The 12,918-nt window shown below is 70.0% G+C and carries 13 protein-coding genes; 4 read left to right on the top strand and 9 right to left on the bottom strand.

Translation table 11 applies throughout. The features are described 5' to 3' along the window. Positions 1–85 precede the first annotated feature (85 nt). Genes nucS through ACQBAT_RS03535 form a run of 3 tightly spaced genes read left to right on the top strand, consistent with a single transcriptional unit; the run spans position 86 to position 3,001 of the window. The gene (nucS, locus tag ACQBAT_RS03545; protein ID WP_420746834.1) at positions 86–781 is read left to right on the top strand and encodes an endonuclease NucS; all 696 of its coding nucleotides are present in this window, start codon (positions 86–88) and stop codon (positions 779–781) included. A gap of 26 nt (positions 782–807) precedes the next feature. After that, positions 808–2,334, top strand: coding sequence for a gamma-glutamyltransferase (locus ACQBAT_RS03540; protein ID WP_420746835.1), 1,527 nt, complete (start codon positions 808–810; stop codon positions 2,332–2,334). 46 nt (positions 2,335–2,380) lie between these two features. Beyond that, positions 2,381–3,001, top strand: coding sequence for a cob(I)yrinic acid a,c-diamide adenosyltransferase (locus ACQBAT_RS03535; protein WP_420746836.1), 621 nt, complete (start codon positions 2,381–2,383; stop codon positions 2,999–3,001). 380 nt (positions 3,002–3,381) lie between these two features. Here ACQBAT_RS03535 and ACQBAT_RS03530 read toward each other — a convergent pair whose 3' ends face one another. The 3 genes from ACQBAT_RS03530 to ACQBAT_RS03520 form a co-directional block, all read right to left on the bottom strand. Then, positions 3,382–3,813: a DUF2550 family protein gene (locus tag ACQBAT_RS03530; RefSeq protein WP_420746837.1), complete on the bottom strand. Its 432-nt coding sequence runs from the start codon at positions 3,811–3,813 to the stop codon at positions 3,382–3,384. A 10-nt stretch (positions 3,814–3,823) separates the two neighbouring features. Further along, positions 3,824–4,108, bottom strand: coding sequence for a F0F1 ATP synthase subunit epsilon (locus tag ACQBAT_RS03525; RefSeq protein WP_420746838.1), 285 nt, complete (start codon positions 4,106–4,108; stop codon positions 3,824–3,826). Between the two features lie 61 nt (positions 4,109–4,169). Continuing rightward, complete coding sequence (locus ACQBAT_RS03520) at positions 4,170–5,519, bottom strand: uracil-xanthine permease family protein (RefSeq protein WP_420746970.1); 1,350 nt, start codon at positions 5,517–5,519, stop codon at positions 4,170–4,172. 150 nt (positions 5,520–5,669) lie between these two features. Here ACQBAT_RS03520 and ACQBAT_RS03515 point away from each other — a divergent pair, with 150 nt between their 5' ends. Further along, on the top strand, positions 5,670–6,899 hold the full coding sequence (locus tag ACQBAT_RS03515; protein ID WP_420746839.1) for an acetyl-CoA hydrolase/transferase family protein: 1,230 nt from the start codon (positions 5,670–5,672) through the stop codon (positions 6,897–6,899). A 101-nt stretch (positions 6,900–7,000) separates the two neighbouring features. Here the strand turns inward: ACQBAT_RS03515 and atpD are convergent, their stop codons facing one another. The 6 genes from atpD to ACQBAT_RS03485 all read right to left on the bottom strand — a co-directional run bounded on the left by atpD (position 7,001) and on the right by ACQBAT_RS03485 (position 12,860). Beyond that, complete coding sequence (atpD, locus tag ACQBAT_RS03510; protein ID WP_420746840.1) at positions 7,001–8,458, bottom strand: F0F1 ATP synthase subunit beta; 1,458 nt, start codon at positions 8,456–8,458, stop codon at positions 7,001–7,003. Between the two features lie 17 nt (positions 8,459–8,475). Further along, positions 8,476–9,375, bottom strand: coding sequence for a F0F1 ATP synthase subunit gamma (locus ACQBAT_RS03505; protein WP_420746841.1), 900 nt, complete (start codon positions 9,373–9,375; stop codon positions 8,476–8,478). A gap of 33 nt (positions 9,376–9,408) precedes the next feature. After that, a complete protein-coding gene (gene atpA / locus ACQBAT_RS03500; protein WP_420746842.1) occupies positions 9,409–11,058 on the bottom strand; it encodes a F0F1 ATP synthase subunit alpha in 1,650 nt (549 codons plus the stop codon). Between the two features lie 104 nt (positions 11,059–11,162). Beyond that, complete coding sequence (locus ACQBAT_RS03495) at positions 11,163–11,984, bottom strand: F0F1 ATP synthase subunit delta (RefSeq protein WP_420746843.1); 822 nt, start codon at positions 11,982–11,984, stop codon at positions 11,163–11,165. Next, positions 11,984–12,589 (bottom strand): F0F1 ATP synthase subunit B, encoded by a 606-nt coding sequence (locus ACQBAT_RS03490; protein ID WP_420746844.1) that lies wholly within the window; start codon positions 12,587–12,589, stop codon positions 11,984–11,986. The genes ACQBAT_RS03495 and ACQBAT_RS03490 overlap by 1 nt, the downstream gene beginning before the upstream one ends. A 58-nt stretch (positions 12,590–12,647) precedes the next feature. Beyond that, complete coding sequence (locus tag ACQBAT_RS03485) at positions 12,648–12,860, bottom strand: F0F1 ATP synthase subunit C (protein ID WP_420746845.1); 213 nt, start codon at positions 12,858–12,860, stop codon at positions 12,648–12,650. Positions 12,861–12,918 lie beyond the last annotated feature (58 nt).

The raw sequence follows: 12,918 nt of genomic DNA, 5'->3' as shown, positions 1-12,918 counted from the left end.
CGGGACGTCTTGACCCTACTGCTCGAGGCCGTCCCGGGAATCAGGAGAGGTGATCGTGCGCACCGGGCCCGGTTAGGGTGGGCCGGTGCGTGTCGTGATCGCCCGGTGCTCGGTGGACTATCAGGGGGCTCTGGAGGCCCACCTGCCCTTGGCGACCCGCCTGCTCATGGTCAAGGCCGACGGCTCGGTGCTGATCCACTCCGACGGAGGCTCCTACAAGCCGCTGAACTGGATGGCGCCGCCGTGCTCGATGGCCGAGATCGAGCCCGATGACCTCGAGCGGGAGGAAGGCGTCGAGGCGGTCTGGCTGGTCCGGCACGCCAAGCGCGATGACACCCTGCGGATCCGGCTGCACGAGGTGCTCTCCGACAACGCGCATGAGCTCGGCGTCGACCCCGGCCTGGTCAAGGACGGCGTGGAGGCCCAGTTGCAGGCCTTGCTGGCCGAGCACATCCACACCCTTGGTGACGGCTACAGCCTGCTCCGCCGCGAATACCCCACCGCCATCGGACCGGTCGACATCCTCTGCAAGGGCCCCGGCGGTGCGACGGTGGCGGTGGAGATCAAACGGCGCGGCGACATCGACGGCGTCGAGCAGCTGACCCGCTATCTGGAACTGCTCAACCGTGACCCGCACCTGGCCCCGGTCGAGGGTGTCTTCGCCGCCCAGGTGATCAAGCCGCAGGCCCGGGTGCTGGCCACCGACCGCGGCATCCGCTGCGTCACGCTGGACTACGAGGCGCTGCGCGGCATCGATGACGCGGAGACCCGCCTGTTCTAGCCGCTGGGGCTGGCAGAATCTTCGCCATGACCCGTCGCGCCGCGATCGCCGCCCCCAACGCCCATGCCGCCCAGGCGGCGGCGCACGCGCTCGCCAGCGGTGGCAATGCCGTGGACGCCGCCATCGCAGCGATCATCACCGCGACCACGACCGAGCCCGGTGTCGTGGCACCGCTCGGCGGCTGCTTCATCAACATCTGGCCGGAGGAGGGCGAGCCGGTCGTCATCGACGGCAATGTCGAGATGCCCGGGCGCGGCCAGCCGAAGGGGGCCTTCGGGCGCGGTCTGATCAAGGTGGACAGCGACTACGGCGGCGGCATGGTGACCTATGTCGGTGCCGGCTCGGTCGCCACCCCCGGCATGTTCGCCGGGCTCGGCCGCGCTCACGAGCTCTTCGGCTCGGCGCCGTGGCGAGAGCTGCTGCAGCCTGCGGCCGATGTCGCACGGGCGGGCTATGGCCTCTCGCCCACCGCGCAGTCCTATCTGGTGCTGGTCACCGACACCATCCTGGCCTGGGACCCGGCCACCCGCGCGACCCTCACCGACGATGGGGACCAGCCGCCGGTAGGGATGCTCATCCGCGACGAGGACCTGGCGCAGACGCTCGAGCAGATCGGCGCGGACGGGGCGCAGAGCATCTACACCGGCGACCTCGCCCGCACCATCGCCGACGACATCGCCGCCCGCGACGGACTGCTCACCCTGGAGGACCTCGCCGCCTACGAGCCGCACGTGCGCAAGGCGTTGCGCAGCTCACTGGGCGACTGGGACCTGGCCTGTAACCCGCCACCCTCGATCGGCGGGCCGGTGCTCACCGCGCTGCTGCGCCTGCTCAGCGCGACCGACGGCGACATCGGTCCCGCGGGCGCGGCCCGCGTCATGAAGGACGTCCTGGACATCCGCCTGGACCGGATCGACACGGCCGAGGACCTCGCGGCGGCCGGCGCCGAACTGCTCGAGACGCTGCACGAGATCGGTGAGACGGGCCTGCCCACCTCTCCCTCCACCGCCCACGTCTCGGTCGTGGACGAGGAAGGTATGGCGTGTGCGCTCACCGCGAGCGCGGGCTACGGGTCGGGCATGACGATCGACGGGACCGGCCTGATGGCCAACAACGCCCTCGGCGAGCTCGAGCTCAACCGGCACGGCCTGCACGCCCTGGCCCCGGGCACCCGGCTGGCCTCCAACATGGCGCCCACCACGGCACGACGTGGCGACGGCGGCATCCTGGCGATCGGGACCCCCGGCGCCGACCGGATCACGACGGCGCTCGCGCAGGTCCTGCTGCACCTCGCCCGGCATGGGGAGTATCTCCAGACCGCGATCGACCGCCCGCGCATGCACCCGCGCCGGATGGACGACGGCAGCACCCGGATCGATCACGAGACCGACGAGACGATCGCCGCCGCCCTCGACGCCGCCGGGATGCCGCGCCACGAGCACGGCCACCTCGCCATGTACTTCGGGGGCGTCGGCGCCGCCATGCGCTCCCCGCGCCGCGGCCTGCTCGCCGCGGCCGACCCCCGCCGCTCGGCCGCCACCCTGGTCACCTGACGGGGCGCACCTCCCGGGGTTGCGGCATACCTGCGAGGATCGGGGCATGGTCAACCTGACGCGCATCTACACCCGCACCGGCGACGCCGGCACCACGGCCCTGGGCGACAACGGCCGCACCCACAAGACCGACCTGCGGCTGGCCGCGTATGCCGACACCGACGAGACGAACTCGACGATCGGCGTGGCCATCTCCTGCGGCAACCTGCCGATCGAGGTGCAGGAGACGCTCACCCGGATCCAGAACGATCTCTTCGACGTCGGTGCCGACCTGTGTATGCCGCTCAAGGAGAGTTACGAGTGGGAGCCGCTGCGGGTCAAGGCCGAGTGGATCGCCGAGCTCGAGGCGGACTGCGACCGCTACAACGAGGGGCTGGAGCCGCTGCGCTCCTTCATCCTGCCCGGCGGCACGCCAGGGTCGGCGCACCTGCACGTGGCCCGCACGGTCTGTCGCCGCGCAGAGCGGGCCGCATGGGCGGCGATCGAGGCGTATGGCGAAGAGCCCGCGAGCGGTGAGCGCGCGGAGACCAAGGGCCAGGGCGGGGTCAACCCGCTGACCGCGAAGTACCTCAACCGCCTCTCCGACCTGCTCTTCATCCTGGGCCGCGTGGCCAACGACTCAGCCGGTGGCGACGTGCTCTGGACGCCGGGTGGCGGGCGGGAGTAGCCACGCGGCGGGCGGGAGTAGCCACGCGGCGGGCGGGAGTAGCCACGCGGCGGGCGGGAGTAGCCACGCGGCGGGCGGGAGTAGCCACGCGGCGGGCGGGAGTAGCCACGCGGCGGGCGGGAGTAGCCACGCGGCGGGCGGGAGTAGCCAGCCCTCTTGGCACCCCGCCCCGGCGTGTCCTGCACTGTGCACATCTGGTGTTGCGTGTCGGGTGCCTGGGCGCGGATTGTGCACAGCCGGATCTGCACATCAGGGCCTGTCGAGGGCGGCACTCCCTCCGGAGGAGTGACCGGCGAAGGATGCGTCACCCCTGCGGAAGAAGATCCACGCCGCGAAGGATGCTTCACCCCGCGCAGGAGGATTGACGCCGCGACGGTGTTTCAGGAGATGGGGTTGCGCCAGCCCGGTGGCACGGCCTCGACCCAGGCGCGCAGGGCGGTGTAGTGCTGCTCGTCCAGGGCGAGCTCGAAGGTGGACCCCTGGTAGGTGACCGGCACGGTGATCAGACCCTCCCGGCCGAGCTGCTCCGCGTCCTGCCCCACCGCGGTCTCGGCGACGCCCAGGTCCAGGTCTCCCCGCACCCAGGGACCAGCAGCAAGACCGCCCGGCCCTTTGAGGGCGAGGCGGTCCTGGGTGATGCGGATGGTGCCGCGGCGCCACGACCCGTCCCCCACGCCGGGGCGGAAGCAGGTGGGCATCGGGGCGCTGGCGGCGTCGGCATCGGCGACGCGGCGTAGCAGCCAGAGTCCCAGCCCCAGGATGAGCAGGCCGGCGAGGGCGACGAGCAGCACCAGGAGGAGTGGGTCCGGCATTCGCGTTTCGTCAGGCGTGCTCGGCGGTCGAGGTCAGGTGCTCGGCGTCCACGTTGTCCGCCACGATGACCACCTTGTCGTTGTCGACGGACAGGAAGCCGCCGTCGATCTTGGCGGTCTCGGTGCGGCCGCCGGTCTCGATCCGGACCTCACCCTCGATCAGCACGGCGAGCAGCGGCGAGTGCTTGGGCAGCACGCCCAGCTCGCCGTCGACGGTGCGGGCGCTGACCGCAGATGCCTCGCCCTTCCAGACCTGACGGTCGGAGGAGACGAGCTCCACCTGGAGTTGGCTCACGGGTTGTTCCTCTCGTGCGGTTGCGCTGGTCGATCGCGCGCTACGTGCGGGGTACCGACGATCAGTCTACCGGTCCGCGAGGCTCGTTCCAGGACGGGTCAGCCAGCTCCGGCGCCGCATTGGTCGATCCCCCGACCGTGAGGTGGCCCTCGGTCTCGACCGCGCCGGTGAGCCGGTTGATGGCGTGCATGCCGTGATACAGGATCAGCGCGGCCGCTGTCCCCAGCGCGATGCCCTCGAAGACCAGGTCACCGGCGGTGATCGTGTAGTTGGCGATCCCGACGACCAGGGCGACCGCACCCGTGGTGAGGTTGATCGGGTTGCCGAAGTCGACCCGGTGCTCGACCCAGATCCGGAAGCCCAGCAGCCCGATCATCCCGTAGAGCACCGTCGCTGCCCCGCCGAGCACCCCGATCGGCACGGTCTGGATCGCGGCGCCGAACTTCGGCAGGAAGGCCAAGCCGACCGCGGTCAGGCCGGCGACCCAGTAGGCGGCCGTGGAGTAGACCTTGGTCGCCGCCATCACCCCGATGTTCTCGGCATAGGTCGTCGTCCCCGACCCACCGCCGCTGCCGGCGAAGGTGGTGGCCAGGCCGTCCGACATCAGGGTGCGCCCGATCATGTGGTCCAGGGCATCGGCATTGCCCTCGGTCATCTGGGCCACCGACTTCACGTGTCCGATGTTCTCGGCGACCAGCACGAGCACGACCGGCAGGAAGAGGCCCACCACGCTCCAGTGGAACTCGGGGAACATCAGCTCCGGCGCGCCGACGAGCTTCGCCTCGCCGATAGCCTCGAAGTTCACCTCGCCGCGGGCGACCGCTACGGCATACCCGACCAGCACGCCCAGCAAGATGGAGAGGCGACCGAGCAGACCGCGGAAGAGCACCGTGCACAGCACGATCGCCGCGACCGTGGCGAACGCGGTGACCGGCGCCTCCTTGACATTGCGCCAGGCCGCCGGCGCCAGGTTCAGCCCGATCAAGGCCACGATGGCGCCCGTCACCATCGGCGGCATCAGCCGGCTGACCCACCCATGGCCGAGCACCTGGACGAGCAGCCCGACCAGCGCCAGGGCCACACCGGCCATCACCACCCCACCGAGCGCCCCGGCCGGGCCGTGCTGCCCCTGGGCCGCCGCAATCGGGGCGAGGAAGGCGAAGGAGGAGCCCAGGTAGGAGGGCACCCGGTTGCCGGTGATCACCAGGAAGAGCAGCGTCCCGATTCCGCTGAACAGCAACGTCGTGCTCGGCGGGAAGCCGGTGATGAGCGGCACCAGGAAGGTGGCGCCGAACATCGCGACCACGTGCTGCATGCCGATGCCGATCGTCGGCGCCCAGGCCAGCCGTTCGCGGGGACCGACCACCTGGCCGGGCTTGATCGAATAGCCGTCTCCGTGCAGGCGCCACAGGCTCACGCGGGTCTCCTAGCGGGTGGTTCGAGGGTGTCATGCTTGGCTCGGCGGGGACGCCTTCGCCCCCGGCCGAGGCCGCTGCCGGGCCCTCGCCGCACGGCGGGACCCGGGTGATCGTACCCCCGCGACGCGCGGGAGGATGGAGGGGTGATCACCGTCGACACCACTGGCCTGGCGCGGGCGCTCCAGGCCCTGCCCGACCAGCCCCGCGTCGTCGTCTCCGGCAACCATGCCGTGCCCTGGGAACTCGTCCGTGCCGCGGACGAGGCGCTCCCCCGCTGGACCCTGCACGCGCTGAACGGTCCCCCTGGCCTTCCCGACCGGGAGGGGATCACCCTGGAGACCTGCTTCGTCGGCCCCGGCCAGCGCCGCAGCCCGCGGCTGCGCTACGTCCCCTCCCGGCTGTCCCTGGTCCCGATGCTCTACCAGCGCCACCTGCCCGTGGACGCCGTGCTGCTGCACTGCGCGCCGCCCCGCGACGGCGTGCTCTCCCTCGGCCTGGAGGTCAACGTGCTGCCCGCCGCCATCGAGGCCGTGCGCGAGCGTGGCGGCATCGTGGTCGCCCAGGTCAACGACCAGATGCCCTACACGTATGGCGACGCTCTCGTCCCCGTGGACCAGGTCGACTACGCGGTCGAGGTGAGTCAGCCGCTCCCGGCCGCCGGGGACGGGAAGCAGCTCGGGGAGGAGGCGCGGGAGATCGGCGCGCGGGTCGCCGCGATGGTCCCCGAGGGCGCCACCCTCCAGATGGGGATCGGCGCCGTCCCGGACGCGGTCCTGGCCGCGCTGACCGAGCACCGGGGCCTGCGGATCTGGACCGAGATGTTCTCCGACGGCGTCCTCGCGCTCGATGAGTTGGGCGCGCTCGACGCCGAGCACCCGCTCACCACGTCCTTCCTCTTCGGCTCGCAGGCGCTCTACGACTGGGTCGATAGCAACCGGCGCGTGCACATGCTGCGCACAGAGCGCACCAACGACCCCGCCCTGATCGCCCGCCAGCGGATGATGACCTCGATCAACACGGCGCTGGAGGTGGATCTGTTCGGTCAGGCGAACGCGTCCCGGATCAACGCCCGCATCCACTCGGGCTTCGGGGGGCAGACCGACTTCATCGTCGGCGCGCTGCACTCCCCCGGCGGCCAGGCGATCATCGCCCTGCGCTCCTGGCACCCCAAGGCCGACGTGTCCACCATCGTCCCGCTGCTGGACGAGCCGGTTACCTCGGTCCAGCAGTCCGCGATCGTCACCGAGCACGGCACCGCCCCGCTGTGGGGTCGCTCCGAACGCGAGCAGGCGCTCGGCCTGATCGACAGCTGCGCCCACCCGCAGGTCCGGGCCGAGCTGCACGAGGAGGCGCACGCGCTCGGCCTCACCTGAGCGCTCCTCGACTCCGCGTCCTGCCCCGTATGCCGAAGGGCCGGTGAGTGTCTCCACTCACCGGCCCTTCGCCATACCTGGAACTCAGGCGTGCACGTTGATCAGCTGTTCTTCTCCAGCTCGGCGGCCTGGCGCTCGACGTCCTCGAGCCCACCGCACATGAAGAAGGCCTGCTCGGGGACGTGGTCGTACTCGCCGTCGGCGACCTTGGTGAAGGCCTCGATGGTCTCGGACAGCGGAACCGTCGAACCCTCGATGCCGGTGAACTGCTTGGCGACGTAGGTGTTCTGCGACAGGAAGCGCTGGATACGACGGGCGCGGCCGACGAGGATCTTGTCCTCTTCGGAGAGCTCGTCGATACCGAGGATCGCGATGATGTCCTGCAGTTCCTTGTAGCGCTGGAGGATCGACTTGATCCGGACCGCCGTGTCGTAGTGCTCCTGGGTGATGTAGCGCGGGTCCAGGATCCGGCTGGTTGAGGTCAGCGGGTCCACGGCCGGGTAGATACCCATCGAGGCGATCGGGCGGGAGAGCTCGGTCGTCGCGTCGAGGTGGGCGAAGGTGGTCGCCGGGGCCGGGTCGGTGTAGTCGTCGGCCGGCACGTAGATCGCCTGCATCGAGGTGATCGAGTGACCACGGGTCGAGGTGATGCGCTCCTGCAGGATGCCCATCTCGTCGGCCAGGTTCGGCTGGTACCCCACGGCGGAGGGCATGCGGCCCAGCAGCGTGGAGACCTCAGAACCGGCCTGGGTGAAGCGGAAGATGTTGTCGATGAAGAGCAGCACGTCCTGCTTCTGCACGTCACGGAAGTACTCCGCCATCGTCAGCGCGGACAGCGCGACGCGCAGGCGGGTGCCCGGCGGCTCGTCCATCTGGCCGAAGACGAGAGCGGTCTGGCCGAGAACGCCGGCCTCCTCCATCTCGACGATGAGGTCGTTGCCCTCACGGGTGCGCTCACCGACACCGGCGAAGACCGACACACCACCGTGGTCGCGGGCCACACGGGCGATCATCTCCTGGATGAGCACCGTCTTGCCCACGCCGGCGCCGCCGAACAGGCCGATCTTGCCACCCTGGACGTAGGGGGTCAGCAGGTCAATGACCTTGATGCCGGTCTCGAACATCTGGGTCTTGGACTCCAGCTGGTCGAAGGCCGGCGCCGAGCGGTGGATGCCCCAGCGTTCGTTGACCTCGAGGGTCTCGCCCTCGGGCAGGTCGAGGACGTCACCGGTCGCGTTAAAGACGTGGCCCAGGGTCACGTCGCCGACGGGGACCATGATCGGGCCGCCGGTGTCCTGCACGCCCTGGCCGCGGACGAGGCCGTCGGTGGGCTGCAGGGAGATGGCGCGGACCATGTTGTCGCCGATGTCCTGGGCGACCTCGAGGTTAATGACCTTGCGGTCGCCGTCCAGCTCGACCTCGGTCTTCAGCAGGTTGTACAGCGCGGGCATGCTCCCCGGGGGGAACTCGACGTCGACGACCGGGCCGATGATCCGGGCCAGCCGACCGACGGCGCCCTGGCTCTGCTCCGTCTGGGGAGCGTCAGTGGTAGCAGTCATGGTTCAGTGCTTCCTTCTCACTTCTTGGCGTCGGCGAGGGCGCTCGCGCCGCCCACGATTTCGCTGATCTCTTGGGTGATCTCGGCCTGGCGGGCCTGGTTGGCCAACCGGGTGTAGGTCTTGATGAGCTCCTCGGCGTTGTCCGTCGCCGACTTCATCGCCCGCTGGCGGGCGGCCAGCTCGGAGGCGGCCGACTGCAGCAGCGCGTTCCAGATCCGCGAGGTGATGTAGCGCGGGAGCAGCACGTCCAGCACATCCTCGGCGGCGGGCTCGAACTCGTAGAGCGGGTAGGCGTGCTCGCTCAGCGGACGCTCGTCCTCCACGACCTCCAGCGGGAGCAGGCGGGTGACCTGCACCTCCTGGGTGACCATGCTGCGGAAGCGGGTGTAGACGATGTGCAACTCGTCCACGCCACCTTCCTCGGAGCCGGCGATGAACTCCCGGACACCGCGCTCGGCGATCTCCTTGGCGACCTCGAAGTTCGGCTTGTCGGAGAACCCGGTCCACGACTCCTCGAAGGACCGACCGCGGAAGCGGTAGTAGTTCTCCGCCTTGCGTCCGGTCAGGAAGGGCACGACCTCCATGCCCTCCTCCTCCAGGAGCTCACGCAACTGCTCGCTGCGCTTGAGCACCGACGCGGAGTACGCGCCCGCCAGACCACGGTCGGAGGTGATGACCAGCATCGCCGCCCGGCGGGGCTGATCCCGCTTGGTGGTCAGCGGGTGGTCGACGTCGGCGTGGGTGGCCACGGCCGACACCGCCCGGGTGATCGCGTTCGCGTAGGGCGTCGTCTCAGCGACCCGCTGCCGGGCCTTGACGACGCGCGAGGCGGCGATCAGCTCCATCGCCCGCGTGATCTTCTTCGTCGACTGGACGGATCGGCGGCGCTGGTTGTATTCGCGCTGCTGCGCTCCCATGTCCTGCCTCTCGTTGCTGTAGGTGTGGGCGGGTCAGCGCCGCTGAACGGTGATCTGCTCCTGCTCGACCTCGTCCTCGCCCATGGCGTCGACGTTCTCGTCGTCCTCGTTGGAGCCCACGTGGATCTCGTGGCTGGAGTCCGGGGAGAACTCCTTCTTGAAAGCGTCCATGGCCTCGCCCAGGACCGACTCGACGTCATCGCCGAGCTTGCCGGTCTCGCGGATGCCCGCGAGCAGACCGTCCTGCTCACGACGCAGGTAGTCGACCCACTCGGCCTCGAACCGGCGCACGTCGGAGACGGGCACGTCGTCGATGTGGCCGTTGGTGCCGGCCCAGATGATCGCGACCTGCTCCTCGACCGGGACCGGGGCGGACTGCGGCTGCTTGAGGATCTCGACCATGCGGGCACCGCGCTCGAGCTGCGCCTTGGACGCGGCGTCGAGGTCGGAGGCGAACATCGCGAAGGCCTCCATCTCACGGAACTGCGCGAGGTCGACCTTGAGGCGGCCGGAGACCGACTTCATGGCCTTGACCTGCGCGGCACCGCCGACGCGGGAGACCGACACACCGACGTCGATGGCCGGACGGACGTTGGAGTTGAACAGGTCCGACTGCAGGTAGATCTGGCCGTCGGTGATGGAGATGACGTTGGTCGGGATGTAGGCCGACACGTCACCCGCCTTGGTCTCGATGATCGGCAGACCGGTCATCGAGCCCGCGCCCATCTCGTCGGAGAGCTTGGCGCAGCGCTCCAGGAGGCGGCTGTGCAGGTAGAAGACGTCACCCGGGTAGGCCTCGCGGCCCGGCGGGCGGCGCAGCAGCAGCGACACGGCGCGGTAGGCCTCGGCCTGCTTGGACAGGTCGTCGAAGACGATCAGCACGTGCTTGCCGTCGTACATCCAGTGCTGGCCGATGGCCGAGCCGGTGTAGGGGGCGAGGTACTTGAAGCCCGCGGAGTCGGAGGCGGGGGCCGCGACGATCGTGGTGTAGTCCAGCGCGCCGGCCTCCTCCAGGGTGCCGCGCACCGAGGCGATGGTCGAGCCCTTCTGGCCGATGGCGACGTAGATGCAGCGGACCTGCTTCTCCGGGTCGCCGGACTCCCAGTTGGCCTTCTGGTTCAGGATGGTGTCGATCGCCACCGTGGTCTTGCCGGTCTGGCGGTCACCGATGATCAGCTGACGCTGGCCACGGCCGATCGGGATCATCGCGTCGATCGCCTTGATGCCGGTCTGCAGCGGCTCGTGCACCGACTTTCGCATCATGACGCCGGGAGCCTGCAGCTCCAGGGCGCGGCGGCCCTCGGTCTCGATCTCGCCGAGGCCGTCGATCGGCTGGCCCAGCGGGTCCACGACCCGGCCCAGGTAGCCGTCGCCGACGGGCACGGACAGGACCTCACCGGTGCGGCGGACCTCCTGGCCCCCCTCGATGCCGGAGAAGTCACCCAGCACGATGACGCCGATCTCGTGGACGTCCAGGTTCAGGGCCAGGCCCAGCGTGCCGTCCTCGAACTGCAGCAGCTCGTTGGTCATCGCCGAGGGCAGACCCTCGACGTGGGCGATGCCGTCACCGGCGTCGACCACGCGCCCGACCTCTTCACGAGAGGCGGCGCTCGGCTCGTAGGACTGGACGAACTGGTCCAGCGCGTCGCGGATCTCCTCCGGACGGATCGAAAGCTCCGTCATGTCTCTTCTCCTCATCGGTCGGTCCGGGTGGCGGACCGGGTATGTCGTGCTGTGGGGCGGGTGGCTGGGTGCCGGTGCTGCGGGTGGAACGGTGGTGCTGCGGCTCAGGCGGTCATCCGGCGACGCACATCGGCCAGCCTGGTGCTGACCGTGCCGTCGAGGACCTCTTCACCGATCTCGATCTTGATGCCGCCGACCACCTCGGGGTCGACGACGACATTGGCGTGGACCTGGCGGCCGTACTGGCTGCTCAGGACCGCGATCAACTTGTCGTGCTGCTCCTGGGTGAGCGGGACGGCGCTGATGACCGTGGCGGTCACCTGCTGCTGACGCTCGGCAGCCTGCTCCAGGAAGGCCTCGAGCGCGCGGTCGAAGCGCGTTCCCCGGGTGCCTGCCACGGACTGGCGGGCCAGCAGCACCGACTCGGGTGCGACCTTGCCGGCCAGCAACTGGTCGACGAGGGTCGCCTTGGCGCCCACCTCGGCCCGACGGTCGCTGAGCGCCGCCTGCAGCTCCGGAGTGCCGTTGACGATCCGCCCGAAGCGGAACAGCTCGTCCTCGACCTGGTCCAGCCGGCCGTGCCGCTGGGCGCTTTCCAGGACCGCGTCGACGCCGAAACGCTGCAGGGCGGAGACGACATCCCCGGCCTCCGGCCAGCGCTGGGCCACCACGGCCTTGGCCACGTGCAGGGCACCCGCACCGACCTTGCCGCCCAGCAGCCGCTCGGCGAGGGCGGCCTTGTCGGCGCCCTCCCGCGAGGGGTCCGCGAGGTTGCGGCGCAGGGTGGGGTTGGCATCCACGACCTTGGCGACCGCCCACAGCTCCTGGCCCAAGGTGGTCGGGTCGATGGACCCGCCCTCGTGGGACAGCGCCTCACCCAGGGCGCCGGAGGCGTCCTGCAGAGATCGGCGGAAGGCGGTCCGCATCAGTGGGTCCGCTCGGTGTCGTGGGACTGCGCAGTCTGCGCCTCGGTAGCGATCGCACCGGCCTCGAGGTCGGCCAGGAAGCGGTCGACGATGCCGCGCTGACGCGCCTCGTCGTGCAGCGACTCGCCGACGATCTTGCTGGCCAGGTCGGTCGAGATGGTCCCGACCTCACCGCGCAGCTGAACCAGGGCCTGCTGACGCTCGGCCTCGATCTGCTTGTGCGCGGTCTCGGTGATCCGACCTGCCTCGGCCTGGGCCTGACCGCGCATCTCGGCGACGATCTGCGCGCCCTGCTCCTTGGCGTGCTCGCGGATGCGAGCGGCCTCGGCGCGGGCCTCGCCCAGCTGGTCCTCGTACTCCTTCTTGGCGGCGGCGGCCTGGGCCTGGGCCTCCTCGGCCCGCTTCATGCCACCCTCGATCGCGTCCTGGCGCTCGGTGATGACGGTCTCCAGCTTGGGCCAGATGACCTTCCACACGAAGAAGCCGAGCAGCCCGAACATGATGGCCGCGAAGACCGCCTCTTCCCAGACCGGGAAGATCGGGCTCGGCGCATCGCCACCACCACCGGCGGCCACGACGATATCCGTCGTCAGGCTCGATTGCACTGTGTCTCCTTAGGGGTTCCGGACTCGAGGTTGTAGGTCCGGTCGGGCGTGGTGGTGCTCAGGTGAGGAAGAAGAGCACGAAGCCCAGGATGGCGAGCGCCTCGGCGACGGCGAAGCCCAGAATGGTGAAGGGGGTCAGCAGGCCACGGGCCTCGGGCTGACGGGCCACACCGTTGAGGTAGGCGGAGAAGATCAGACCGACGGCGAGGGCGGGGCCGAGCGTGGCGATGCCGTAACCGACGAGAGCGATCGGGCTAGCAAGGGCTTCCATGAGTCCTCTTTCGTTTCCATGGGGTTCCGGTCGATCCGACCGGGTCTGTGGGAGTGAT

It is taken from the genome of Ornithinimicrobium pulveris, from assembly GCF_050261105.1.
GTDB lineage: Bacteria > Actinomycetota > Actinomycetes > Actinomycetales > Dermatophilaceae > Ornithinicoccus.
This window is presented reverse-complemented; position numbering and strand designations above follow the sequence as displayed.

What these genes read in the sequence shown, in the direction of transcription:
- atpA (WP_420746842.1), bottom strand. Translation starts at nt 11,058, where the DNA reads ATGACGGAGCTTTCGATCCGTCCGGAGGAGATCCGCGACGCGCTGGAC.
- ACQBAT_RS03485 (WP_420746845.1), bottom strand. Translation starts at nt 12,860, where the DNA reads ATGGAAGCCCTTGCTAGCCCGATCGCTCTCGTCGGTTACGGCATCGCC.
- ACQBAT_RS03535 (WP_420746836.1), top strand. Translation starts at nt 2,381, where the DNA reads ATGGTCAACCTGACGCGCATCTACACCCGCACCGGCGACGCCGGCACC.
- ACQBAT_RS03505 (WP_420746841.1), bottom strand. Translation starts at nt 9,375, where the DNA reads ATGGGAGCGCAGCAGCGCGAATACAACCAGCGCCGCCGATCCGTCCAG.
- atpD (WP_420746840.1), bottom strand. Translation starts at nt 8,458, where the DNA reads ATGACTGCTACCACTGACGCTCCCCAGACGGAGCAGAGCCAGGGCGCC.
- ACQBAT_RS03540 (WP_420746835.1), top strand. Translation starts at nt 808, where the DNA reads ATGACCCGTCGCGCCGCGATCGCCGCCCCCAACGCCCATGCCGCCCAG.
- ACQBAT_RS03530 (WP_420746837.1), bottom strand. Translation starts at nt 3,813, where the DNA reads ATGCCGGACCCACTCCTCCTGGTGCTGCTCGTCGCCCTCGCCGGCCTG.
- ACQBAT_RS03495 (WP_420746843.1), bottom strand. Translation starts at nt 11,984, where the DNA reads ATGCGGACCGCCTTCCGCCGATCTCTGCAGGACGCCTCCGGCGCCCTG.